The 22,389-nt window shown below is 72.3% G+C and carries 26 protein-coding genes and 1 tRNA gene; 10 read left to right on the top strand and 17 right to left on the bottom strand.

Going from position 1 to position 22,389, the window contains the following annotated elements; genetic code table 11:
* Nucleotides 1-65: 65 nt before the first annotated feature.
* Nucleotides 66-1,046 (top strand): type I pantothenate kinase, encoded by a 981-nt coding sequence (gene coaA / locus B2P18_RS07995; RefSeq protein WP_239264407.1) that lies wholly within the window; start codon nucleotides 66-68, stop codon nucleotides 1,044-1,046.
* Nucleotides 1,047-1,089: 43 nt separating this feature from the next.
* Here coaA and B2P18_RS07990 read toward each other — a convergent pair whose 3' ends face one another.
* The 7 genes from B2P18_RS07990 to mca form a co-directional block, all read right to left on the bottom strand.
* The gene (locus B2P18_RS07990; RefSeq protein WP_019285506.1) at nucleotides 1,090-1,428 is read right to left on the bottom strand and encodes a FeoC-like transcriptional regulator; all 339 of its coding nucleotides are present in this window, start codon (nucleotides 1,426-1,428) and stop codon (nucleotides 1,090-1,092) included.
* The gene (gene feoB, locus B2P18_RS07985) at nucleotides 1,425-3,521 is read right to left on the bottom strand and encodes a ferrous iron transport protein B (RefSeq protein WP_286957908.1); all 2,097 of its coding nucleotides are present in this window, start codon (nucleotides 3,519-3,521) and stop codon (nucleotides 1,425-1,427) included. The genes B2P18_RS07990 and feoB overlap by 4 nt, the downstream gene beginning before the upstream one ends.
* Nucleotides 3,518-3,769, bottom strand: coding sequence for a FeoA family protein (locus B2P18_RS07980; RefSeq protein WP_051274072.1), 252 nt, complete (start codon nucleotides 3,767-3,769; stop codon nucleotides 3,518-3,520). Before B2P18_RS07980 ends, feoB begins: the two co-directional genes overlap by 4 nt.
* 96 nt (nucleotides 3,770-3,865) lie before the next feature.
* Complete coding sequence (locus tag B2P18_RS07975) at nucleotides 3,866-5,101, bottom strand: PhoH family protein (RefSeq protein ID WP_376783720.1); 1,236 nt, start codon at nucleotides 5,099-5,101, stop codon at nucleotides 3,866-3,868.
* 484 nt (nucleotides 5,102-5,585) lie between these two features.
* On the bottom strand, nucleotides 5,586-6,353 hold the full coding sequence (locus B2P18_RS07970; protein WP_019285502.1) for an isoprenyl transferase: 768 nt from the start codon (nucleotides 6,351-6,353) through the stop codon (nucleotides 5,586-5,588).
* Between the two features lie 75 nt (nucleotides 6,354-6,428).
* Nucleotides 6,429-6,728: a hypothetical protein gene (locus tag B2P18_RS07965; protein WP_286957906.1), complete on the bottom strand. Its 300-nt coding sequence runs from the start codon at nucleotides 6,726-6,728 to the stop codon at nucleotides 6,429-6,431.
* Entirely contained in the window at nucleotides 6,728-7,675 is a 948-nt protein-coding gene (mca, locus tag B2P18_RS07960; protein WP_239264440.1) for a mycothiol conjugate amidase Mca, read from the bottom strand. Before mca ends, B2P18_RS07965 begins: the two co-directional genes overlap by 1 nt.
* Nucleotides 7,676-7,780: 105 nt before the next feature.
* Between mca and B2P18_RS07955 the strand changes: the two genes are divergently transcribed.
* The gene (locus B2P18_RS07955; RefSeq protein WP_019285499.1) at nucleotides 7,781-8,203 is read left to right on the top strand and encodes a DUF4307 domain-containing protein; all 423 of its coding nucleotides are present in this window, start codon (nucleotides 7,781-7,783) and stop codon (nucleotides 8,201-8,203) included.
* 137 nt (nucleotides 8,204-8,340) lie between these two features.
* A complete protein-coding gene (gene greA / locus B2P18_RS07950) occupies nucleotides 8,341-8,832 on the top strand; it encodes a transcription elongation factor GreA (protein WP_029211361.1) in 492 nt (163 codons plus the stop codon).
* 4 nt (nucleotides 8,833-8,836) lie between these two features.
* On the opposite strand, the gene B2P18_RS07945 is transcribed toward greA, so the two are convergent.
* On the bottom strand, nucleotides 8,837-10,162 hold the full coding sequence (locus B2P18_RS07945; RefSeq protein WP_286957903.1) for a glutamate mutase L: 1,326 nt from the start codon (nucleotides 10,160-10,162) through the stop codon (nucleotides 8,837-8,839).
* Between the two features lie 112 nt (nucleotides 10,163-10,274).
* Between B2P18_RS07945 and B2P18_RS07940 the strand changes: the two genes are divergently transcribed.
* Nucleotides 10,275-11,240 carry an acyl-CoA thioesterase gene (locus B2P18_RS07940; protein WP_286957902.1) on the top strand — a complete coding sequence of 322 codons (966 nt, stop codon included), beginning with the start codon at nucleotides 10,275-10,277 and terminating at the stop codon, nucleotides 11,238-11,240.
* An 18-nt stretch (nucleotides 11,241-11,258) separates the two neighbouring features.
* Nucleotides 11,259-11,975 carry a peptide-methionine (S)-S-oxide reductase MsrA gene (msrA, locus tag B2P18_RS07935; RefSeq protein ID WP_239264393.1) on the top strand — a complete coding sequence of 239 codons (717 nt, stop codon included), beginning with the start codon at nucleotides 11,259-11,261 and terminating at the stop codon, nucleotides 11,973-11,975.
* Nucleotides 11,976-12,003: 28 nt separating this feature from the next.
* Here msrA and B2P18_RS07930 read toward each other — a convergent pair whose 3' ends face one another.
* Genes B2P18_RS07930 through B2P18_RS07920 form a run of 3 tightly spaced genes read right to left on the bottom strand, consistent with a single transcriptional unit; the run spans nucleotide 12,004 to nucleotide 13,279 of the window.
* Entirely contained in the window at nucleotides 12,004-12,492 is a 489-nt protein-coding gene (locus B2P18_RS07930; protein WP_286957900.1) for a PIN domain-containing protein, read from the bottom strand.
* Entirely contained in the window at nucleotides 12,398-12,655 is a 258-nt protein-coding gene (locus B2P18_RS07925; protein ID WP_029211357.1) for a type II toxin-antitoxin system Phd/YefM family antitoxin, read from the bottom strand. Before B2P18_RS07925 ends, B2P18_RS07930 begins: the two co-directional genes overlap by 95 nt.
* A 51-nt stretch (nucleotides 12,656-12,706) precedes the next feature.
* Complete coding sequence (locus B2P18_RS07920) at nucleotides 12,707-13,279, bottom strand: maleylpyruvate isomerase N-terminal domain-containing protein (RefSeq protein WP_029211356.1); 573 nt, start codon at nucleotides 13,277-13,279, stop codon at nucleotides 12,707-12,709.
* 79 nt (nucleotides 13,280-13,358) lie between these two features.
* Between B2P18_RS07920 and B2P18_RS07915 the strand changes: the two genes are divergently transcribed.
* The 3 genes from B2P18_RS07915 to B2P18_RS07905 are packed head-to-tail and all read left to right on the top strand — an operon-like array spanning nucleotide 13,359 to nucleotide 14,803.
* The gene (locus B2P18_RS07915; RefSeq protein ID WP_286957898.1) at nucleotides 13,359-14,252 is read left to right on the top strand and encodes a helix-turn-helix transcriptional regulator; all 894 of its coding nucleotides are present in this window, start codon (nucleotides 13,359-13,361) and stop codon (nucleotides 14,250-14,252) included.
* A gap of 22 nt (nucleotides 14,253-14,274) precedes the next feature.
* Nucleotides 14,275-14,646, top strand: coding sequence for a hypothetical protein (locus B2P18_RS07910; protein ID WP_286957896.1), 372 nt, complete (start codon nucleotides 14,275-14,277; stop codon nucleotides 14,644-14,646).
* Nucleotides 14,588-14,803 (top strand): GNAT family N-acetyltransferase, encoded by a 216-nt coding sequence (locus tag B2P18_RS07905; RefSeq protein ID WP_313535345.1) that lies wholly within the window; start codon nucleotides 14,588-14,590, stop codon nucleotides 14,801-14,803. Before B2P18_RS07910 ends, B2P18_RS07905 begins: the two co-directional genes overlap by 59 nt.
* Nucleotides 14,804-14,910: 107 nt before the next feature.
* Here B2P18_RS07905 and B2P18_RS07900 read toward each other — a convergent pair whose 3' ends face one another.
* Together B2P18_RS07900 and B2P18_RS07895 are read right to left on the bottom strand one after the other, a co-directional pair.
* A complete protein-coding gene (locus B2P18_RS07900) occupies nucleotides 14,911-15,693 on the bottom strand; it encodes an enoyl-CoA hydratase-related protein (RefSeq protein ID WP_019285489.1) in 783 nt (260 codons plus the stop codon).
* Between the two features lie 150 nt (nucleotides 15,694-15,843).
* Nucleotides 15,844-16,383 carry a hypothetical protein gene (locus B2P18_RS07895; protein WP_019285488.1) on the bottom strand — a complete coding sequence of 180 codons (540 nt, stop codon included), beginning with the start codon at nucleotides 16,381-16,383 and terminating at the stop codon, nucleotides 15,844-15,846.
* Between the two features lie 199 nt (nucleotides 16,384-16,582).
* On the opposite strand from B2P18_RS07895, the gene B2P18_RS07890 reads away from it, so the two are divergent.
* Both B2P18_RS07890 and B2P18_RS07885 read left to right on the top strand, forming a co-directional pair.
* Nucleotides 16,583-17,647: an SGNH/GDSL hydrolase family protein gene (locus B2P18_RS07890; protein WP_029211353.1), complete on the top strand. Its 1,065-nt coding sequence runs from the start codon at nucleotides 16,583-16,585 to the stop codon at nucleotides 17,645-17,647.
* Nucleotides 17,648-17,699: 52 nt separating this feature from the next.
* Nucleotides 17,700-18,923 (top strand): acetyl-CoA C-acetyltransferase, encoded by a 1,224-nt coding sequence (locus tag B2P18_RS07885; protein WP_286957893.1) that lies wholly within the window; start codon nucleotides 17,700-17,702, stop codon nucleotides 18,921-18,923.
* On the opposite strand, the gene B2P18_RS07880 is transcribed toward B2P18_RS07885, so the two are convergent.
* From B2P18_RS07880 to pgi, 4 genes are all read right to left on the bottom strand, one after another.
* Nucleotides 18,916-19,227, bottom strand: a complete 312-nt coding sequence (locus B2P18_RS07880) for a hypothetical protein (RefSeq protein ID WP_239264387.1) — start codon at nucleotides 19,225-19,227, stop codon at nucleotides 18,916-18,918. The genes B2P18_RS07885 and B2P18_RS07880 overlap by 8 nt on opposite strands.
* A 2-nt stretch (nucleotides 19,228-19,229) precedes the next feature.
* On the bottom strand, nucleotides 19,230-20,039 hold the full coding sequence (locus tag B2P18_RS07875; protein ID WP_029211351.1) for a Bax inhibitor-1/YccA family protein: 810 nt from the start codon (nucleotides 20,037-20,039) through the stop codon (nucleotides 19,230-19,232).
* A 157-nt stretch (nucleotides 20,040-20,196) separates the two neighbouring features.
* A tRNA-Leu gene (locus B2P18_RS07870) sits at nucleotides 20,197-20,269 on the bottom strand.
* Between the two features lie 138 nt (nucleotides 20,270-20,407).
* Nucleotides 20,408-22,087, bottom strand: a complete 1,680-nt coding sequence (gene pgi, locus B2P18_RS07865) for a glucose-6-phosphate isomerase (protein WP_286957891.1) — start codon at nucleotides 22,085-22,087, stop codon at nucleotides 20,408-20,410.
* Between the last annotated feature and the right edge of the window lie 302 nt (nucleotides 22,088-22,389).

Here is a 22,389-nt window from a genome sequence, read left to right as displayed (position 1 = left end):
GCTCGAGGCCCTCACCACGCGCGAAACCGCCACCTGCGCGAGGCGGCGGGGCGTCATACCTGCTCATGGGCCACAATGTCGGGGTGTCGTCCAACGCTGCCGTCGCGCCGGTCTCGACCCCGTACGTCGAGATGGACCGGGCCGCGTGGGCCCGGCTGCGGGATCGGCACCCCCTCTCGCTCGACGCCGCCGACCTCGCCCGCATCCAGGGCACCGGCGTGCCGCTGGACCTGCAGGAGGTCGAGGAGGTCTACCTCCCCCTGTCGCGCCTGCTCTCCTTCTACGTCGACGCCACCTCCCAGCTGCACCGCGTCACCAGCAGCTTCCTGATGGAGTCGACGCCCCCGCCGACGCCGTTCGTGATCGGCGTCGCCGGGTCGGTCGCGGTCGGCAAGTCCACGACCGCCCGCCTGCTGCGCGACCTGCTCCGTCGCTGGCCGTCCACCCCCAAGGTCGAGCTGATCACCACCGATGGCTTCCTCTATCCCAACTCGGTGCTCGCCGAGCGAGGCCTCATGCACCGCAAGGGATTCCCGGAGTCCTACGACCGGCGGGCGCTGCTGAGGTTCGTGGCCGCCGTCAAGGCCGGGGCGCCGTCCGTGCAGGCCCCCGTCTACTCCCACCTCGTCTACGACATCGTCCCGGGCGAGCAGGTCGTCGTGGAGCAGCCCGACGTGCTCATCGTCGAGGGGCTCAACGTCCTGCAGGCCCCGCAGCCCCGCCGCGACGGGCGCCTCGGCCTCGCCGTCTCGGACTTCTTCGACTTCTCCGTCTACGTCGACGCACGGATGGACCACATCAAGAAGTGGTACGTCGACCGCTTCCTCAAGCTGCGGCAGACGGCCTTCGCCGACCCCGCGTCCTACTTCCGGCGGTATGCCGACCTGTCGGACGCCGAGGCGCGGGCCACGGCCCTGCGGATCTGGGAGGAGATCAACGGCCCCAACCTCGAGGACAACGTGGTGACCACGCGCGGCCGCGCGAGCCTCGTCCTGACCAAGGGCGAGGACCACTCGGTGCGCCGCGTGCTCCTGCGCAAGCTCTGACACCTCGCCCGCTGCCGGCCCCAGTCCCCGCGCCAGCGAGGGGCTAGCGGCGGCGCAGGGTCAGCTGGACGAGGACCGGGCCGGATCGGCGCCGCGACGGGCCGTCCGCACCGCAGCCGGCGTCCCCGTCGGACGAGCCGGAGGCGCACGACCCGCAGCCGCCGTCTGGGCACCCCGTCGCAAGCTCGCGCGCCTCGATGCGGCCCATCCGCACGAGGTGGTCGACGGCGGCGTCGACGGACGCGCGCGACAGCCCCGTCGCGCGCGAGATCGCGTCCAGGGACGACGCCCCCGACGCGAAAGCCGCCAGCACCTGCCGCAACGGCCCGCCCGACGAGACGGTCGGGCTTGCGGCGGGCGAGGTGGAGCCCGGGACCGTCATACGACCAGCCGCCCGACCTGGAACACGAGCACCGACAGCGTCCAGGCCATCGTCATCTGCACCGCGATCCCGAACACCGTCCAGCGCCAGCCGATCTCGCGCTTCTGCGCGGCGAGGGTGGCGACGCAGGGGGTGTAGGCCAGCAGGAACACCATGAACGCCAGAGCCGCCGCGGTGCCGTGACCGCCGGACGAGCGTTCGAAGTCCTCCCGGATGACGTCGCCCAGCCGACCCGGCTCCCGCTCGCTGTCCGGCTCGGACACGGCATAGGTCTGGGCCCAGGAGGAGATCACGGCCTCCTTGGCGACGAAGCCGACGACCAGCGCCGACGACGTCCGCCACTCGCCATAGCCCGCGGGCGCGAAGACGGGGGCGACCGCGGAGGCGCCGGCGGCGTAGACGGAGTCCGACGCCTCCACCTCGCCGAACGACCCCTTGCCCGGCATCGGGGTGGCCTGCAGCAGCCAGATCGCGACCACGGTGGCGACGATGATGCCGCCGGCGGTCTGCAGGAAGCCGCGCAGCCGCACCCAGGTCTGCGAGGTCATGAGCCGCAGCTGCGGCAGCTGGTAGGGCGGGAGGTCGAGGATCAGCGGCTCGTCCCCCACGCGCCGCCACACGGTCGAGCGCAGCGCGAGGCCGAGCAGGACGACGAGGACGATCGACAGGAGGTACATCGCGAAGACGACGGTGCCTGCCTGCTGCGGGAAGAAGGTCGTGGCCAGCAGGACGTAGACGGTGAGTCGCGCCGTGCACGAGGTGAGCGGCACGAGCAGTGCGGTCATGGTGCGGTGGTGCGCGTTGGGCAGCGTGCGGGTGGCGGCGATGGCGGGCACGTTGCACCCGAACCCCACCACGAGCGGCAGGAAGGCCCGCCCCGGCAGGCCGATCGCCCGCATCAACCGGTCCGTGACGACGGCGGCCCGCGCCATGTAGCCCGAGTCCTCGAGCAGCGACAGCAGCGCGAACATCAGCGCCATGAGCGGCACGAAGGTCAGGAGCATCCCGACGCCGGCGATGAGACCGTCGACGACGAAGCCGCGAACCGGGCTGTCCCCCAGACCGATCCGTTCGAGCAGCCAGCCGGCGCCGTCGCTGATCGGGCCGGTGAACAGGCCGTCGAGCCAGTCCTGCATCGGTGCGGCGACGGTCGTCGTGAGCTGGAAGACGACCCACATGGCGGCCAGGAAGACCAGCGGTCCCCAGACGCGGTGCGTCACGATCCCGTCGACGCGGTCGGTCCACCCGACCCTCACCTCGCCGCTGTGGCTGGCCGCAGCCTCCACGGCGGCCTCGACCCACGCGAACCGGTCGTCGGCGAGCATCAGCTCGGAGTCGTCGGAGTCGTCGGGGTGCCGAGGCCGTATGCCGGAAGCGGCGCCAGGACGGGTCGCCGGCACGGGCCGGGCCAGGGTCTGGACGACGACCTCCGCGAGAGGGTCCAGCCCCGTGCGCCGACGCGGGTCGACCTCCACGACCGGCACGCCCAGGGCCGCCGCAAGGCGGTCGGCGTCGACGTGGATCCCGCGGCGCTCGGCGACGTCGCCCATGGTGAGGGCCACCACGACCCTCAGGGCGTGCTCGCGCACCTGGGCCACGAGATAGAGGCTGCGCGCCAGGTGCGCCGCGTCGGCCGCGACGACCACCACGTCGGGGCGCTCGGCGGGAGGCTTGTCGATCAGCAACGCCCGGGTGAGCTCCTCGTCCGGCGAGGCGGGGTCGAGGCTGTAGGCGCCGGGCAGGTCGACGAGGTCGACCTCGGCGACCGGGCCGGCGGGCTCGTCCCCGCCCCCGGTGCCGCCCCCCGCGGCGGCGTGCCCCATCCGCCAGGCGCCGCGCCCGACCTCGACGGACGTCCCGGGCCAGTTGCCCATCTGGCGACGGGCGCCGGTGAGCGCGTTGAACAACGTCGACTTGCCGACGTTGGGCGAGCCCGCGAGCGCGACGACGGGCGTGCCCGGGGCCGCGGCCGGGCCCCCTGCGTCGCTGTGGCAGCTCGGGACGCTGCTCGCGGTGATGTGGGCGACCGTGGTGGAGCCGGCGGCGGCCGCGCCGGCACCGGGCGCGGCCGGGAGGGGCGGGGCCTGCGTCATACGACCGGAGCCTCCTCGACCACGAGGACCTGTATGCCGTGCGCCGTGGCCCGGTCGAGCGCGATCCGCGAGCCGGCCACCGCCACGACGCGACCGCCGCCCGCCGTGCGGTGGACGACCTCGACGGTGGCGCCGGCGCGCAGGCCCAGCTCCGCGAGGCGTCGTCGCGCCACGAGCGGCAGGTCGACCAGGGTCAGCCGCACCGGTCGTCTCGTGGGGACGGACTGCAGGGTGTCGGTGGGCCTCATGCGGGCCACGCTACGCCCGAGGTTAGGCACGCCTCAGTGCGGGGTTCCCTTGAGCGGAACACCCCTGCCCCGTGGCGCCCCGTCCCCGCACGGTTGTCAGATCTCGAGGCCCTCCAGCAGGTCGGTGACGAGGGCCGCGATCGGGCTGCGCTCGCTGCGGGTGAGCGTGACGTGGGCAAAGAGGGGGTGCCCCTTGAGGGTCTCGATGACCGCCGCGACGCCGTCGTGCCGACCGACCCGCAGGTTGTCGCGCTGCGCCACGTCGTGGGTGAGGACGACGCGGGAGTTCTGGCCGATGCGGGACAGGACCGTGAGCAGCACGTTGCGCTCGAGCGACTGGGCCTCGTCGACGATGACAAACGCGTCGTGCAGCGACCGTCCGCGGATGTGCGTGAGCGGCAGCACCTCGAGCAGGCCACGGTCGATGACCTCCTCGATGACCTCGGTGGAGACGACGGCCCCCAGGGTGTCGAAGACCGCCTGCGCCCAGGGCCCCATCTTCTCGTTCTCGGTGCCGGGGAGGTAGCCGAGCTCCTGGCCACCGACGGCGTAGAGCGGGCGGAAGACGATGACCTTGCGGTGCTGACGGCGCTCCATGACGGCCTCGAGCCCGGCGCACAGCGCCAGCGCGCTCTTGCCGGTGCCCGCGCGACCGCCGAGCGAGATGATGCCGACGTCCGGGTCCATCAGCAGGTCCAGGGCGATCCGCTGCTCCGCGGAGCGGCCGTGCAGCCCGAACGCGTCCCGGTCGCCGCGCACCTGGCGCACCGCGCCGTCGGCGCCGACCCGGCCGAGACCGCTGCCCCGGGCCGAGGACAGCATCAGGCCGGTGTGCACGGGCAGGTCCTTGGCCTCGGGCATCTCGGCGCGGCCGTTCTCGTAGAGCGCGTCCAGCTGCTCCGGCGCGACCTCCAGCTCGACGATGCCGGTCCAGCCCGAGTCGACCTTCCACTCGTGGCGGTACTCCTCGGCGTCCAGGCCGACCGCGGACGCCTTGACCCGCATCGGCAGGTCCTTGCTGACGATCGTCACGTGCCGACCGGAGTCCGACAGGTGCTTGGCCACCGCCAGGATCCGGGTGTCGTTGTCGCCCAGACGGAACCCGTCGGGCAGGACGCGCGGGTCGGTGTGGTTGAGCTCGACGCGCAGGGTGCCGCCGTCGTCACCGACCGCCACCGCGTGGTCCAGGCGGCCCTCCTTGACCCGCAGGTCGTCGAGCAGCCGCAGCGCCTGGCGGGCGAAGTAGCCGAGCTCCGGGTGGTGCCGCTTGGCCTCGAGCTCGGTCACGACCACGACCGGGAGCACCACCTCGTGCTCGGCGAACCGCAGCATCGCCCGGGGGTCGGACAGGAGCACGGAGGTGTCGATCACGTAGGTGCGGCACCCCTCGGCCACCGCGCCCTGTCCGGCGCCGGCGTCCCCGACGGCCTCGGCGTGCGGGACGTCCGGAGCGCCCTCGCCCCGCTGGTCCACCGACGACTCGTCATGGCTGGTCTGCGTCACGCTGACTCCCACGCGCGACGGTGCCGTCGCGCTCGCTCTCGGTCCGGAGGCCGACCCTGGCGCCGGGGCGCCGGGTCCGGCCCCCGTCCGGAGCTCGTGTGGCTCCCTCAACGTCAAGGCCTTCCCATCCGTGCGCTGGATGCGCCGGATGCCGCCACGCTACGTGCGCCCGGTGGTGGTCGCGCGGGATATCCCGCCGCGACGCGTCGGGGTTCAGCCGAAGTTCACCCGCGCGGACCCCTGGCGTCGCGGACGACGGACCGCTCGGGGCAGGGGTGCGCCCGGCGATGCCGGCGGCCGCGCGCGCGAGACCTCAGGAGCCGTAACGCCGTTCGCGGTCGGCATACGACCGCAGGGCCCGCAGGAAGTCGACCCGCCGGAAGTCCGGCCAGTAGGCCTCGCAGAAGTAGAACTCGCTGTGGATGGACTGCCACAGCAGGAAGCCACCGATCCGCTGCTCCCCCGAGGTGCGGATCACGAGGTCCGGGTCGGGCTGGCCCTTGGTGTAGAGGTGGTCGGCGATCTGGTCCACGTCGAGCGTCTCGATGATCTGCTTCAGCGAGCGGCCCTTGTCGGCCTCGGCCCGCAGGAGGTCCTTGACGGCGTCGGCGATCTCGCGGCGTCCGCCGTAGCCGACGGCGATGTTGCAGACGAGGCCGTCGAGCTCGGCCGTGGCCTGCTCGGCGCACCGCAGCGGCGCGGCGGTCTCGGCCGGCAGCAGGTCCAGCGCCCCGACCAGGCGGATGCGCCACCGCTGCTGCTCGGCGAGCGAGGCGACGGCGCCCTCGATGATGCGCAGCAGCGGCGCGAGCTCGGCCTCGGGGCGGTTGAGGTTGTCGGTGGACAGCAGCCACAGCGTGACGAACTCGATACCCACCTCGTCGCACCACTCCAGCAGGTGCTCGATCCGGTCCGCCCCGGCCTGATGGCCCTCGGCCGTGTCAGCGCCCTTGGCCCGCGCCCACCGCCGGTTGCCGTCCAGCATGACGCCGACGTGACGCGGCAGGCCCTCGGTGGGGAGCTGGCTGAGCAGCCGACGCTCGTAGGCGGAGTACAGCGGGTTGCCGACTGAGCTGCGCACGGGGGACCTCCTTCACCGGTGACTCGGCGGACAGCGGGCTCGGCGACGTGCTGCGCGGCACGAACCGTGCCGAGGCTACTCCTGTCGTCCGGACCCTGTCTGCGGACGCCGCCCGTCCTGCTCACGGGGCTCATTGAGCTCATCGAGCTCACTGAACTCACTGAGCTCGCGGCTCCCGCTGTTCTCACTGCGCTCGTTGCGCTCACGCTGCGCCTGCTGCTCCGCGGCCTCGCGGTAGCGCACCCGGCGCAGGTGGCCGTTCATGCTCCGCACGAGCAGCCAGATCGCGAGCGCCAGCAGGAACACGACCACGAAGGCCGCGAAGCCGGGGCCGATCTGGTTGTAGAGGTCGTTGCCGCCGCCACCGGGGTTCATCAGGCTCGCTCCTCGCGCTCGCGCTCGTGCTCCGCCTCGAGGGCCACGCGGCCGTCGTAGGCGATGGACAGGTCCGTCCGCCGACCCAACGCGTCGGCCTCCTCGGGCGTGCCGAGGCCGGCGAACAGGTCGTCCTCGCCCGCCTCGATCGGCACGTAGGACAGCGCCGCCTCGAAGTCGTCGTAGGGCCAGGACTGCTCCTGGATCGCGAGGGGCACCTGGAACCACGTGCCGTCCGGGTCCACCTGCGTGGCGTGGGCCATGAGGGCGGCGTCGCGGACGGGGAAGTACTCCGCGCAGTGGATCTTGGTGGTGACGGTCCGCTCGGGGCGGTCGCGCCAGCCCTTGAGCCAGTCGTCGTAGGGGCTCTTGTGCCCGCCGGCCAGCATGGCCTCGTGGAAGGACGTGATGCGCGCCTTGGAGAAGGTCTGGTTGTAGTAGATCTTGAGCGGTTGCCACGGCTCGCCGGCGTGCGGGTAGCGGTCAGGGTCGCCCGCCGCCTCGAACGCCGCCATCGCCACCACGTGGGTCATGACGTGGTCGGGGTGCGGGTAGCCGCCCTTCTCGTCATACGTGGTCATCACGTGCGGGCGGAACTCCCGGACGACGCGGACCAGCGCCTCGGTCGTGACGTCCAGCGGCTCGAGCGCGAAGCACCCGTCCGGCAACGGGGGCAGCGGGTCACCCTCGGGCAGACCGGAGTCGACGAAGCCCAGCCACACCTGGTCCACGTCGAGGATCTCGCGCGCCTTGGCCATCTCCTGGCGGCGCACCTCGGGCAGGTTGCGCTGGATGTGCGGGTCGTCCTTGAGCTTCTCGTTGAGCACGTCCCCCCGCTCGCCGCCGGTGCAGGTGACGACGAGGACCTCGTGCCCCTCCGCGCGGTAGCGGGCCATGGTGGCCGCACCCTTGCTGGACTCGTCGTCGGGGTGGGCGTGCACGCACATGAGCCGCAGCGGGCCACGGGCGGTGTCGGTCACGAGGGGTCCTTCCGGCGGGACTACGGTGGTGGGCGAACCCCATTGTGCCCCGAACCACCTGCAGGAGCCGACGTGCCTGACGACGCCTACCCGGACGTGGACGAGCGGGACTACGACGAGGAGCTCGAGCAGCCCGTCGTCCCCCGGCTCGGCACGCGTCGGTGGTGGTGGATCGCGGCAGCCATCCTCGTCCCGGCGATCGCGCTCCTCGCCTGGATCGGCGTCCAGAACGCCACGGACGTGGTCACCCACCGGGTCATCAACTACCGCGTCGCCGACGACCGGTCGGTGATGGTGGACTTCGAGGTGACCCGGCCCCGCGGCTGGACCGTGTCCTGCGAGGTGGAGGCCCTGGACGTGCGTTTCGCTCCGGTGGGCACGACCCACGTGCGGGTGCCGGCGGACGACCGCCAGGACACCACGCGCACCAAGACCAGCCTGCGCACGACCTCGCGGGCCGTGACCGGCACCGTCAAGCTCTGCACGCGCGTCTAGCCCCCGGCGAGCACCACCGCGGGGACCAGTTGGTACAATGGAGGCTTACTCGTGCCGGGTCTGGACCTGACGCGCGGCTCTTTCGAGCCTCGTCGCTGCGGTCCGGACCCGAACTTATACCGACCAGGAGAATCATCGTGACCGAGACGACCGCTCAGCAGAGCTTCCTGACCCAGGAGGCCTACGACCGCCTCAAGGGTGAGCTCGAGCAGCTGTCGGGCCCCGGCCGCACCGACATCGCCAAGCGCATCGAGGCCGCCCGTGACGAGGGCGACCTCAAGGAGAACGGTGGCTACCACGCGGCCAAGGAGGAGCAGGGCAAGATGGAGGCCCGCATCCGCCAGCTCAAGCAGCTGCTGGAGACCGCCAAGGTCGGCAACACCCCGCCCGACGACGGCATCGTCGAGCCCGGCATGGTCGTCACGGTCGACCTGTTCGGCGACGACCTGAAGTTCCTCCTCGGCAGCCGCGAGATGGCCGGCGACGAGGACCTCGAGGTCTACTCCGAGAAGTCCCCCCTCGGTGCCGCCATCAACGGCAAGAAGAAGGGCGACCAGGCTTCCTACGAGGCCCCCAACGGCAAGACCATCACGGTCAAGATCAAGGACGCCAAGCCCTACGTCGCCTGAGCGCCTACCCCAGCAGGCGTGCGGCCACGCGGCGCGCCGCCGCCTCGTCCACGCCGGCCAGGAGGCCGACGGCGCACAGCAGGTAGTCCCGGTCGACGGCCGTCCGCGCGTGGTCGGGCACCCGCCACCCGCCGGCCCAGTCGCCGGTGACCGCCCCGAGGACGGCGTCCGCGACGCTGCCCCGCTTCCCCGCACCGCCGCCGTGCCTCAGCGCCCCGCCCGACCCGAGGACCAGGGCGACGTCACCGGTGGGGCGGTCCGGTCGTGCGTGGCGCCGCACCGCGATCGTCGCCGCCAGCCGGGCCAGCTCCGCGTCGTGCCCGCGCTCGTCTGCGTCGGCCGGCAGGTGCCCGGTGTCGGCGTGCACCCTCTCGGCATACGCGCGCAGTCCCTCGCTCACCGCGAGGCCCTCCGCGGGGGCCGCGTCGACGATGGTGGGGGCGTTCCACCGCATCCCGAGGTCCCCCTCGACCGTGCGCATCGCCCACATCGGGCCGACCACGTGCTTGCGCAGCGTCGCGTCCTCGCCCTGCGGCTCGATGACGGAGTAGACGTCGGTCGTCGCCCCACCCACGTCCACGACCAGCACGTCCCCGTCGTGCAGCGCCGAGAGCACCTCGACCCCGCTGAGCACGGCGTCGGGGGTCGCGGCACGCACCAGGGCGGCGAACGTCGGCCCTCTCGACAGGCCCTTGCCGCCGATCACGTGATCGAGGAACACCTCGCGTATGGCGGCGCGCGCACCCTCAGGCGCGATGACGCCGATGCGCGGGACGACGTTGTCGGTGGCGACCACCCGCCGACCGCGCTCTCGCAGGATGGCGACCACCTCGTCGCGGGCCTCGGCGTTGCCGGCCACCACGATCGGCATGGTCACGCGCGCCCGCGCCAGGCGAGTCGCGTTGTGCCGCAGCACCTCTGCGTTGCCCCCGTCGGTCCCGCCGACCAGGAGGACCACGTCGGGGCGGGCATCCCGCAGGTCACGTATGCCCTGTGCGTCGAGCTCCCCCGCGCTGACGTGCACGACCTTGGCCCCCGCGGACAGCCCGACCCGGTGCCCCGCCTCGGCCGTGACCGTCCGCTCGTATCCCACCACCGCCAGCCGCAGCCCCCCGCCCGCGCTGGAGCACAGGAGCACGTCGTCGATCTCCCCTGAACCGTCCGGCAGCTGCGCCTCAGCGAGGTCGCGGACCGTGCGGTAGCCGTCCAGCACGTCCGTCCCGACGGTGGTCGGCGTCTCGGCCCGTGCCAGCAGCTCGCCCGTCCCCGTCTCGACGACCACCGCCTTGGTGAAGGTCGAGCCGACATCGACGCACAGCACTCGGGACATGGTCGCCAGGCTATCCACCCGCATCGATCGAGCTCACACGCACAACGGCGCCAGCCGCCACATCGACCTGGGCCGATACCTCGTTGTGCGTGCGGGTCACTAGCCTGGAGCCATGCCCGGCACCCAGCGCAGCGTGACCCTCCGCTTCATGGCGGCACCGACCGACGGCAACGTCCGCGACCGGGTGGGCGGCGGCCGCATGCTGGAGTGGATCGACAAGTCCGGATATGCCTGTGCCGCAGGGTGGTCCGGCACCTACTGCGTGACGGCGTATGTCGGCAACATCCACTTCACCCGCCCCGTCGAGGTCGGCGACCTGGTGGAGGTGCAGTCCCGCGTGGTCCACACCGGGCGCTCGTCGATGCACATCGTGGCGACCGTCTCGTCCGGCGACCCGCGCGACGGGACGCTCACGATCAACACCCAGTGCCTGCTGGTCTTCGTCTCGATGGGTGAGGACGGGCGACCGGCGGCGGTGCCGGAGTTCGTGCCCGAGGACGACTGGGAGCGGGAGCAGCAGGCCCTCGCGCAGAGCCGCATCGAGGGTCGCCGGGCCATCGAGGCCGACATGGAGCGTCAGCGCTACACCGAGGACACGGACGCCTGCCGCGAGACCTTGCGCTTCATGGCGGCGCCGACCGACGTCAACTGGGGCGGCAAGGTCCACGGCGGCATCGTCATGCGGTGGATCGACGAGGCGGCGACGCTGGTGGCCGAGCGCTGGCACCGCGGCAGCGTGATCGCGGTCTACGCCGGCGGCGTCCGCTTCTACCGCCCCCTGCTCATCGGGGACATGGTCGAGGTGGAGGCCCGCCTCATCTACACCGGCCACTCCAGCATGCACGTGTCCGTGCACGTGCGATCGGGCAACCCGCGCACCGGCGAGATGCGCACGACGACGCACTGCACCATGGTGCTCGTGGCCCTCGACGAGGACGGCCACAAGCAGCACGTCCGCTCGTGGAACCCCCAGCGCCCCGAGGACCTCGCCCTGCAGGAGCACGCCAAGGCGCTCATCGACATCCGCGAGCGGCTGCGGCGTCCCATCCCCGCGGCAGCGCCCGACGCCCCGCACTGAGCGTGGGAGGATGGGGGGATGATCTTCGGTCGTTCCACCCCCGTGATGGTCACCCCCGCCGAGGCCCTGCCCGGGCGCGACACCCCGATGGGCGGGCTGGCGGCCCGTCATACGGTCCTCGATGCCCCGCTCACCGGTCCCTGGACCACCGCCGACGGCTCCCCCGCCGAGATCCTGTATGTCGCGGGCGGGTGCTTCTGGGGGCTGGAGCGCATCTTCTGGAAGCTGCCCGGCGTGGTCGGCACCGCGGTGGGCTACATGGGCGGGTTCACCCCCAACCCGACCTACGAGGAGACGTGCAGCGGTCGCACGGGGCACACCGAGATGGTGCTCGTGGCCTACGACCCGGCGCAGGTCGGCGCCGACCGGATCGTCGCCACCCTCATGGAGAACCACGACCCCACGACCGCCAACCGCCAGGGCAACGACATCGGCACGCAGTACCGCTCGGCGATCTACTGGACCACCCCCCTGCAGGAGGCCCAGGCCCGCGCGGCGTGCGACGCCTTCGACGGGCTGCTCACCTCGCGCGGCCACGGCCACGTGACGACGGAGCTGCGCTCGGCCGAGGACGCGGGCCCGTTCTACTTCGCCGAGGACTACCACCAGCAGTACCTCCACAAGAACCCCGGCGGCTACTGCAACCACGGGCCCAACGGCTACACCTGCCCCGTCGGCCTGGTCTCCTCGGACGACCTGCCCGCCCAGACGACCGTCGAGCCGCCCCGCGCCTGACCGAGACGCGGCCACTGCCGACCACGGGTCAGACGCGCACCACCCGGATCCCGCAGACCTCGCCCAGCACGTCGAAGTCATCATCCTGGGTGTAGACGGGCAGGTCGTTGGCCCGGGCGGTGGCTGCGATCCAGAGGTCGTTGACGTTGACGCGTCGTCCGGCGTCACGGAGCAGGACGCGCATCCGCGCCCACTCCCGCGCCACCGCCTCGTCGACCGGGAGCGCCTCGACCATGGCGAGCGCCGTGGCCGTCGCCATGCGTGCGGCTCGGGTCTCGACGTCGCCGGCTGCGAGGACGCCGGCCTCGATCTCCGCGACGGTGATCACGGAGACGTACGAGCGCTCGGGCAGTGCCTCGGCGGTGACGGGGCGCCCGACCTCGCCGGCGATCCAGACGCTCGTGTCCAGCGGGCCGCCGCTGTCACCGGATCGGACCGAGGTCGTCGGTGCTGCCTGCGCCGATCCAGGCCTGGTCCTGCGTCCAGGACCCTCCCCGCCCGGGTGCCAGGACGGCAAGGACCTCGTCCCGCTGGAGGTAGCCACGACGACGACGTCCCGGCCGGGTCAGCTCGGCCACGGGCTCGCCGCGGTGGGTGATGGTGAGTCGCTCACCCGCCGCGACGCGGGCGAGGAGCGCGCCGGTGTGGTTGCGCAGCTCTCGCGCGGCGATCGTCGTCATGTGCGCAATCGTAGCCCTCGGCGCACACCATGGACCGGGTGAGGCTCGGGTTCAGGCTCGGCGGCCCGTCCGCGCCAGGACGCGGGCACACCGGTCCGCCCCCTCGGGCACCTCGACGGGTCGGGCGAAGATGCCGGGTGCGTAGGCGTGCTCGCCGAATCCGTCCACGGCGGCGTCGATCTCGTCGAGCTCGGCATCCGTGAGGACCTCGTCGCGGCCCTGGGAGCGTGAAATGTCCCAGCGGTGCACCAGCAGGTCGAAGCCGTAGAAGCGGGTGAGGGTGGCGCCCACGGTCGTGGGGCCGAAGTGGCCGTCGAACGCCTGGTCCCCCACGGCCGGGTCCGCCAGCAGCGCGGCCACGGCCGTCTCGTGCGCGGCCCACCGGTCGGCCGGGGATCCCTCGGCGGTGACCGGCAGGGAAAGGCCGCATCCCTCGACGAAGTCCCGCTCCGTCTGGACGACGTGATCCACCACGTCGGTGGCGGTCCATCCCTCGCACGGGCTGGCGGCGTCCCAGTCGGTCGCCGCCACGACGACCGCCGTGAAGGGCTCGGCGTGCTGCCGCCAGCTCGCGAGGGTGGGGTTGTCGTCGGTCCTGGTGGTCGGGTGGGTGGTGGTGGTCATGAGGGCCTCCTCGGCAGATGGGGAGTCGAGACGGCGGGGCACGTCTGGACCGGACACCCCGACGCTAGGCTCGGCGGGCATGGGCCGTCTTGACGATTCCCGACAGCCGGGCCGGGCGACCGACGACATCGACCGGGCGCACCTGCGCGACCCGGCGGACGACAGCTTCGTGATCAGCCGCTATCTCCCGCCGGACGCGCTGCAGGGCTGGATCAGGCGCTACTGGGTGCCGGTGTGGGACGTGCCGGAGGATCCCGACCACTCCGACCAGCCCGACCGGCCCGAGCGGCCCAAGCGAGGGCGCCGGGAGCAGAAGGTCCTGCAGTACCCCGTCACCCTGGCCGTCGTGTCGCCGGTCTACGCACGGTTCGTCGGCCCGCGGCGAGGCCTGTCGATCACGGTCCTGGAGGGACGCGGGTGGGCCTTCGGCGTGATGCTCGCACCCGCCGCCGGCACGCCGCTCCTGGGTGGGCCGGTCAGCGGGATCACCGACCGGTATGTCGACCTGGCCACCGTCCCGTTGCTCGGGGACCTGCCCGAGGCGCTGCGAGCCGTGATGAGCGAGGACCCGAGCGACGAGGCAGCCCACGCCGTCGGCCGCCGGCTGGTGGAGGACCGGGTCGCCCGCCTGGGCCCTCCGGACGTCGAGGACCGGTTGGTGAACGACGTCGTCCGCACCGTCGAGGAGGACGGCTCGGTCCTCACGGTCACCCAGCTGTGCGAGCGGGTGGGCCTGTCCGAGCGGACGCTGCAGCGCCTCACCGAGCGCCGGCTAGGGCTCACCCCGCTGTGGCTCGTCCGTCGTCGCCGGCTGCACGAGGCGGCCGACCGGTTGCGTCACCACGAGGGCAGCCTCGCCGACGTGGCCGCCGACCTGGGGTACGCCGACCAGGCGCACTTCTCGCGCGACTTCCGCACGGCGACGGGCTACTCGCCGCGGGAGTTCGTCATGCTGCAGCGCGGAGGGGCCTGAACCCTCGGCTATCGTGCGCGCCATGGACGACGCCCCGCAGCCTGACCCGACCTCCCTGCTGGACGAGCTGGAGTGGCGCGACGCCACGACCGCCGACGAGGAGCTCCTCGAGGTCGCCACGTGGGTCAACGTCAACTGGCTGCGGCACCGCACCAGCCGTGCGGAGGTCCGCGAGAACCCCCGGCTGGCGCACTACTTCGCCGACTTCGGGCACCGCGGCGGCGACCTCGGCGTGGTCGCCCAGACGCGCACCGAGACCGTCGGCGTCGCCTGGGCCCGGACGTTCTCGGCGCAGGACCCGGGCTACGGCTACGTCGCCGACACCGTGGCCCGAGGTGAGCGTCACGGTGTTCGAGGACTACCGCCGCGAGGGGGTCGGACGAGCCCTGCTTGAGCGGCTCGCCGACCGGCTCCGGACCGCGGGGCATGCCGGAGCCAGCCTGTCGGTGGAGGACGGCAACGAGGCGGTCAACCTCTATGGCCGGCTCGGCTATCGCACGGTGGGGCACGACGGCACGGCCGAGACCATGCTCCTCGACCTGCGCGTCTGAGCCGCCGGGCCTGAGCCGTCGACGCTCAGCCGTCGGGCCTGACCTGACGGGCCAGAGCTGCCGAACCTGAGGGGTCCGGCCTGACGTGTCCAGACCCAGGCGGCCGATCAACCCTGCGGGGTGCTGGTGAAGCGAGGGTGCCGCTTCTCCAGGAAGGCGGTCATGCCCTCCTGGCCGTCGACCCCCACCGCGCCGTCCGCCATCGCGGCGATCGCCATCGCATAGGCCTCGGACTGGTCCCGGCCGACCTGGGCGTAGAAGAGCCTCTTGCCTGCGGCGCGCTGGGCGGCGCTGCCACGGGTGACGCGAGCGACCAGGGCGGCCACCGCCTCGTCCAGCTCGTCCTCGGGGACGACCGCGTTGACCAGACCCCACTCCAGGGCGGTGCCCGCGTCCACGACGTCGCCGGACAGGGCCATCTCGAGGGCGCGCTTGCGACCGACGTTGCGCGCCACCGCCACCAGCGGGGTGTGGCAGAACAACCCGCCGCGGCCTCCCGGCAGCGCGAAGCCCGCCGTCTCGGCCGCCACCGCCAGGTCGCAGGTCGCGACGAGCTGGCAGCCGGCGGCCGTGGCGAGGGCGTGCACGCGGGCGATCACGGGCTGCGGCATGGCCTGGACGGTGTCCATCAGCGACGTGCACAGCTCGAACAGCTCGGTGACGTCCTCGGACGTGGCTCCCACCATGTCGCGGAAGCTGTGGCCGGCGCTGAACACCGGGCCCTCCGCGGCCAGCACCACCGCGAGGGTGTCGGTGCTGCCCGCCTCGGCGAGGGCGTCGCGCAGCGCGCGCATCATGTCGACCGACAGGGCGTTGCGCTGCCTCGGGCTGGTCATCGTCACCGTCGTGACGTCGCCGGTGCGGTCGACGCGGACGAGCTCGTCTGCCATGGATCCTCCTCGATCGGGCGTGTCCTGGCAGTCTGGCAAAGGGGGACGAACCTGGGCAGGCCCCGTGGCCCCACGTCGACCGTCGGCCCCTCCCGCGCGCCGAGCGGTCGGGTGCGTCAGACGCTCCGGCGCGTCAGATGCTCCGGCGCGTCAGATGCTCGGGCGCAGCGCCCCGGCCGTCCGCGGCCGCTCGAACGGGGTGAACAGACCCGGCCCGATCGGGCGCAGCGTCAGGACGACCTGCCCCTGGCGATAGACCGGCCGCACGAAGTCCAGGCCCTCGATCCGGGCCTCGGGGTCGATCCGGCCGGGGTGGCCGGGGACGACGAGCTCGTCGATCACGGTCTCCGCCAGCACCCGCCCCGCCGTCATCGCCCCCGCGAGGGTGCACTGGCCGGGAAACACGAACAGCCGCCCGCCATACCGCGCCTCGTGGTCGGCGACGGCGTCGCGCGCCATGACGGCCCAACGGTCGTGGTCGCGGTGCGAGGCGCTGGACCACCGGTGCGGACCCGCGACCTGCGCGGTCACGAGGGCGATGCCGTCGACGACATGGGTGGCCGCAGTGACCACGTCGGTGCCGCGCGTCAGCTGCAGCGCCTGCTGCTCGGCCTGCTGCACCGTGGTCCACCAGCCCGGCAGGACCGCGACGTGCTCGTCAGGGCGGCGCGGAGGTGCGTCGCTGTCCATCGGGGCCCCCTGCACGTCGTCGGCGCAGCAGCGGGAGTCGCCTGCGCCAGACGTCCATTCGACTCGTGCCGAGCATCACCGCGGCCACCCTGACGTGAACGGAAGCCGAACTCGGAGAAGCCAGGTGATGCGCCTCGGGCATTACCGACAGGTAACCGAGTTTGCTTACCCTTGAAGGGACATCGACGCGGCGAACGAGGTGGGGACACTGGGTCTGGGGACGAGGATCGCGCGGGGCGGGGGCTACGGCCTCGCCGGGGCGGCGGGGGTGGGGGCGGCCGGCTACGGCATCCTCAAGGTCGAGGCGCGCATGGTGCGGCGGGTCGTGGGCAAGCCCTTCGAGACCGCGCCGCCGGACTCCGACGTCTATGGCGCCGGCCTCGGCGACCCCATCGAGCTCGGCGTGCTGGGCGACTCGCTGGCCGCAGGGCTCGGCGTCGACCACCGCCGCCAGACGATCGGCGCCACCCTGGCCCACGGCATCTCCGCGATCGCCGGGCGGCCGGTCCGTCTCACCAACGCCGCCGTCGTGGGCGCCGAGTCGACCGACCTGCCCGCCCAGCTCGAGGACCTCCTGGCCCGCGCGCCCGAGCCGCACGTCGTGGTCGTGGTCGTCGGTGGCAACGACGTGACCCACCGCAAGGACGTGCCCGAGGCCGTGGGACACCTCGCCGAGACCATCACAGTGCTGCGGTCGCGCGGCGCCACCGTCATCGTCGGCACCTGCCCCGACCTCGGCACGGTCGAGCCCCTCCCCCAGCCGCTGCGGTGGCTCGTCAGCCGGTGGTCGCGGGACTTCGCGGCCGCGCAGACGGTGGCCGCCGTCGAGGCGGGCGCCCGCACGGTGTCGCTCGGCGACCTCATCGGTCCGGACTTCCTCGCCGAGCCGGCGCTGATGTTCTCCAAGGACCAGTTCCACCCCTCGGCGGCGGGCTACGCCCGGGCGGCGTCGGCGATCCTGCCGTCCGTCGCGTCCGCGCTCGGCCTGTGGCCCGAGTCGGACCGCCCCCTGGAGGTGTCGCGCGGCGAGGGCGTCGGACCGCTGCACGTGGCCGCCGTCCACGCCGTCGCCCACCCCGGCACCGAGGTGAGCGCCGAGGCCGAGACGGAGGACACCGGCGGGGGCCTGTCGCGGACCACGCGCACCCGTCGCGCCGTGCTGCGTCGACTGCGCCGCCCGGACGTGGGCCGGCTGCGGCGACCCCAGGTGACGTCGGCCACCCCGCCTGGCGCGAGCGTGACCGACGAGCCGCAGCCGGGCTAACCTCTCGGCATACCTGCGGGTAGTGAACCCGCACGACACGAAGGAGTGCCGCATGCAGGACGCCGTCATCGTCTCGACCGCACGGACCCCGATCGGCCGGGCCTTCAAGGGCTCGCTCAAGGACGTCCGCCCGGACGACCTCGCCGCCCACGTCGTGCGGGCCGCGCTCGACAAGGTCCCCGGCCTGGACCGCTCGCTCATCGACGACCTCTACCTCGGCTGCGCCGAGCCGTCCGGCGAGCACGGCGCCAACATGGCCCGCGTCGTCGCGATCCTCGCCGACCTCGACCACGTGCCCGCCGCGACCGTCAACCGGTTCTGCGCCAGCTCCGTGCAGACGACCCGCATGGCCTTCCACGCGATCCGCGCGGGCGAGGGCGAGGTGTTCGTCTCCGGCGGCGTCGAGTGCGTCTCCCGCTACAAGAGCTTCGCCGGTGCCGGCGGCTCGGACGACGGCGACAAGAACCCCCGCTTCAAGGACGCCGAGGAGCGCATGAAGCGCATCGCCCAGGACAACACCACCTGGAGCGACCCCCGCGAGGAGGGCCTGCTGCCCGACGTCTACCTGACGATGGGCCAGACCGCCGAGAACGTCGCGACCCTGCGCGGCGTCTCGCGCGAGCGTCAGGACGAGTGGGGCGTCCGTTCGCAGAACCTCGCCGAGGAGGCCATCAAGAGCGGCTTCTTCGCCGAGGAGATCACGCCGGTCACCCTGCCGGACGGCACGGTCGTCTCCACCGACGACGGCCCCCGCGCCGGCGTCACCCTCGACAAGGTCCAGACCCTGCAGCCGGTCTTTCGCGAGAACGGCACGGTCACGGCCGGCAACTGCTGCCCGCTCAACGACGGCGCCGCGGCCGTGGTCGTGATGGCCGCCGACAAGGCCGAGGAGCTGGGCCTGACCCCGCTCGCCCGGATCGTCTCCACGGGCGTCAGCGCCCTGTCCCCCGAGATCATGGGCCTCGGCCCCGTCGAGGCGTCCCGCCAGGCCCTGGCCCGCGCCGGCATGACCATCGGGGACCTGGACCTATACGAGATCAACGAGGCCTTCGCCGCGCAGGTGCTCCCGAGCGCCGACGACCTCGGCATGGACCTCGACAAGCTCAACGTCAACGGCGGCGCCATCGCGCTCGGCCACCCCTTCGGGTCGACCGGCGCGCGCATCACCACGACGCTGCTGCACTCGCTGCAGGCCCGCGACCTGACCTACGGCCTGGAGACGATGTGCGTGGGTGGCGGCCAGGGCATGGCCATCATCTACGAGCGCCTCAGCTGATCTCGCGCCGCACCTGCGCGAGACGCTCCGCGAGCGTCCGTATGCCGCCCGCCTGCCGCCCCTCGGGGTGCAGGCGGGCGGCGTCGTAGGTGCACACCTGGAGCTGGTGCAGCAGGGTCGCCGGGCCGAGCTCGGGCAACGTCTCGCGGGGTCGCGCCTCGGCGTCGGCCACCTCGTCGGCCAGGGCCTGGGCGAGCTCGCGAACCGGGCCGGACGCGCGAAGCGCGTGGTCCAGCGGCAGCTGCTGCCACCGCCGGACCACGCGCTCCAGCTCGACCCTGACCTCGTCAGGGATCGCGGTCATGCTCAGTCGCGGAAGCGCCCGATGAGGCGCAGCATCTCGATGTAGAGCCAGACGACGGTCACGACGAGACCGTGAGCCAGCAGCCAGGAGTACTTCTCCGGGGCGCCGGAGCGGACGGCGTTGTCGATCGAGTCGAAGTCGAGCGCGAGGGTGAAGGCCGCGAGGCCGGTCGCGAACAGCGAGATCCCGATGCCGATCGGACCGCTGCCGCCGAAGCCCCAGCCGCCGCCGACGCCCAGGAGCGCGGCGCCGAGGTTGATCAGGGCGAAGATCGCGTAGCCGATGAGCGCCATGCCCATCATCCGGCGGAACTTGTCGGTGACCTTGATGAAGCCGCCCTTCCAGCCGGCGAACATCGCGCCGAAGACGCAGAGCGTCGCGAGGATGGCGGTCGGGACGGCACCGTCGTAGGCCCGCTCGAAGTTCTGGCTGAGGGCGCCGACGAAGGCACCCTCGAGCACGGCGTAGGTGACGATCAGCGGGACGCTGATGGCCTTCTTGAACGCGATGACGAGGCCGAGGACCAGCGTGCCGATCATCCCGCCGAAGAGCAGGACGAGGCTGGTGGCGGGCATCAGGGCCGAGGCGTACCAGCTGACGGCGCCCACGCCGATGACGATGCCGAACAGCAGCAGGGCCTTCATCATCACGTCGTCCAGCGTGAGGCGGCGCTCGTGCGCGGGGATGACCGGCGGCGCGGCATACATGTCCTGGAGCTGGCCTGCGGACAGGTCGGGCGTGCGCTGCTGGCCGAAGCCGGCGTAGCCGCGCTGCGCCTCCCGGTCGACGCGATCGAAGATCGGGTTGCTCATCGTGGTCTCTCCCAGTGATCGGGCCGTCACGCTCGTGGCGACGGTCTCTCTCAGCATGACGCCACAGCGGCCGGAAATGTTCCCGACAGGCGGCGTCCGTCTCGAACGCACGTCGTGCACGGCTCGCACCGGGCCGGGCCGTACGGTTCGTGTCTTGTGCCCCCGACGGGACTCGAACCCGCACTCGAGCGATTTTAAGTCGCCTGCCTCTGCCGTTGGGCTACGAGGGCAGGCCCAGACTAGAGCGCGACCAGGTCGTATGCCGAGAAGCGGGCCGCCCCCTCGGGTCGGCCCGCTTCTCGTGGCTGCGGCGTCGTGCCGGAGCCAGGTCAGTGCCCCTCAGTCTGTGCCCCTCGGTCTGTGGCCCCTCAGCTGGTGCGGTGCTCGCGGTAGTACTCGATGAGCCCCTGCGTGGACGGGTCCTGCGCGACCAGGGCGTCGGCGTCGCCCTCGATGGCCGGGCCGACCTCCTTGGCGAGCTTCTTGCCGAGCTCGACGCCCCACTGGTCGAACGAGTCGATGCCCCACACGACGCCCTCGACGAAGGTGATGTGCTCGTAGAGCGCGATCAGCTGGCCGAGGGTGGACGGGGTGAGGGCGGGCGCCATGATCGACGTGGTGGGCCGGTTGCCCTCGAACACGCGGGCGGGGACGAGAGCCTCCTCGGTGCCCTCGGCGCGGACCTCCTCGGCGGTCTTGCCGAAGGCCAGCGCCGCGGTCTGGGCGAGGAAGTTGGCGAGGAACAGCTCGTGGACGTCCTGGGCGCCGTCCTTGAGGGGGTGCGACGGGTTCGCGAACGCGATGAAGTCCGCCGGCACGAGGCGGGTGCCCTGGTGGATGAGCTGGTAGAACGCGTGCTGGCCGTTGGTGCCGGGCTCGCCCCACCAGATCTCGCCGGTCTCGGTCGTGACGGGCGTCCCGTCATACCGCATGCTCTTGCCGTTGGACTCCATGGTGAGCTGCTGGAGGTAGGCCGGGAAGCGGTGGAGGTACTGCGCGTAGGGCAGCACGGCGTGCGTGTGGGCGCCGAGGAAGTTGGAGTTCCAGATGTTGAGCAGGCCCATGACCGCGGGGACGTTGCGCTCCAGCGGGGTGGTGCGGAAGTGCTCGTCCATGGTGTGCATGCCGGCGAGGAGCTCGGCGAACCGCTCCGGACCGATGGCCACGGCGAGCGAGGTGCCGATGGCGGAGTCCACGGAGTAGCGACCGCCCACCCAGTCCCAGAACCCGAAGGCGTTGGCCGGGTCGATCCCGAACTCGCTGACCTTGTCCAGCGCCGTCGACACGGCGACGAAGTGCTGCGCGATCGCCGAGAGCGCCTGGTCGCTGTCGCCCTCGCGGATGGCGCCGCGCTCGGCCAAGCCGTCCAGCAGCCACTTCTTGGCGAGGCGGGCGTTGGTGAGGGTCTCGAGCGTCGTGAAGGTCTTGGACGCGACGATGAACAGCGTCTCCTCGGGGTCGAGGTATGCGGTCTTCTCGTGGACGTCGGTGGGGTCGATGTTGGAGATGAAGCGCAGCTCCAGCCCCTCTTGCCCGAACGGCTTCAGCGCCTCGTAGGCCATGACCGGGCCGAGGTCCGAGCCACCGATGCCGATGTTGACGACGTTCTTGATGCGGCGACCCGTCACGCCGGTCCAGCGTCCCGAGCGCACCTCGTCGGCGAAGGCGTAGAGCTTGGCCAGCTCGGCGTGGACGTCCGGGACCACGTCGTGACCCTCGAGCTCGACGACCGTGCCCTCGGGTGCCCGCAGAGCGGTGTGCAGGACCGCACGCTTCTCGGTGACGTTGATGCGCTCGCCGCCGAACATCGCGTCGCGACGCTCGATCAGCCCCACCTGCTCGCCCAGGCGGACTAGCTCGGCGAGGATCCGGTCGTCGACGAGATTCTTGGACAGGTCGACGTGCAGGTCACCGGCGTCCAGGCTCAGGCGGCGCGCCCGGTCGGGGTCGGCGGCGAACCAGCCACGCAGGTCGGGCTCCAGGTCGTCGCGCGCGTCGGTGAGCTCGCGCCAGGCGTCGGTCGTCGTCGGATCGACAGGATGGGGCATGTGGTGCCTTCCTTGCGGTGATGGCGGACGTCAGGGTGTCGTGCGAGGACGCCGTTGTCATCGCTGCGCGGCCTGGGCCACGCACCTATGAATCTAATCACCTCCGCACCTGCCCGGAGCGGGACCCCCCGATCTTGTCGCAGGTCCACGCCGTGCGGTCACCCGCGATGAAACGTTTGAACGATTTAACGAAACCGCGCCGGAGGTCCCCTCGCATCACCTCCCGAAGACCCTGAGGTCGGCCGTCGCGGACTCGCTGTTGTCGACCGCGCGCCGTGACTTATGGTCACACTGCCCACGTC

Origin of the sequence: Arsenicicoccus sp. UBA2120, from assembly GCF_002330965.1 — a bacterium.
In the GTDB taxonomy this organism is placed as follows: Bacteria; Actinomycetota; Actinomycetes; order Actinomycetales; family Dermatophilaceae; genus Arsenicicoccus; species Arsenicicoccus bolidensis.
The sequence above is the reverse complement of the archived record's forward strand: the minus strand, read 5'-3'. Positions and strand labels throughout refer to the sequence as shown.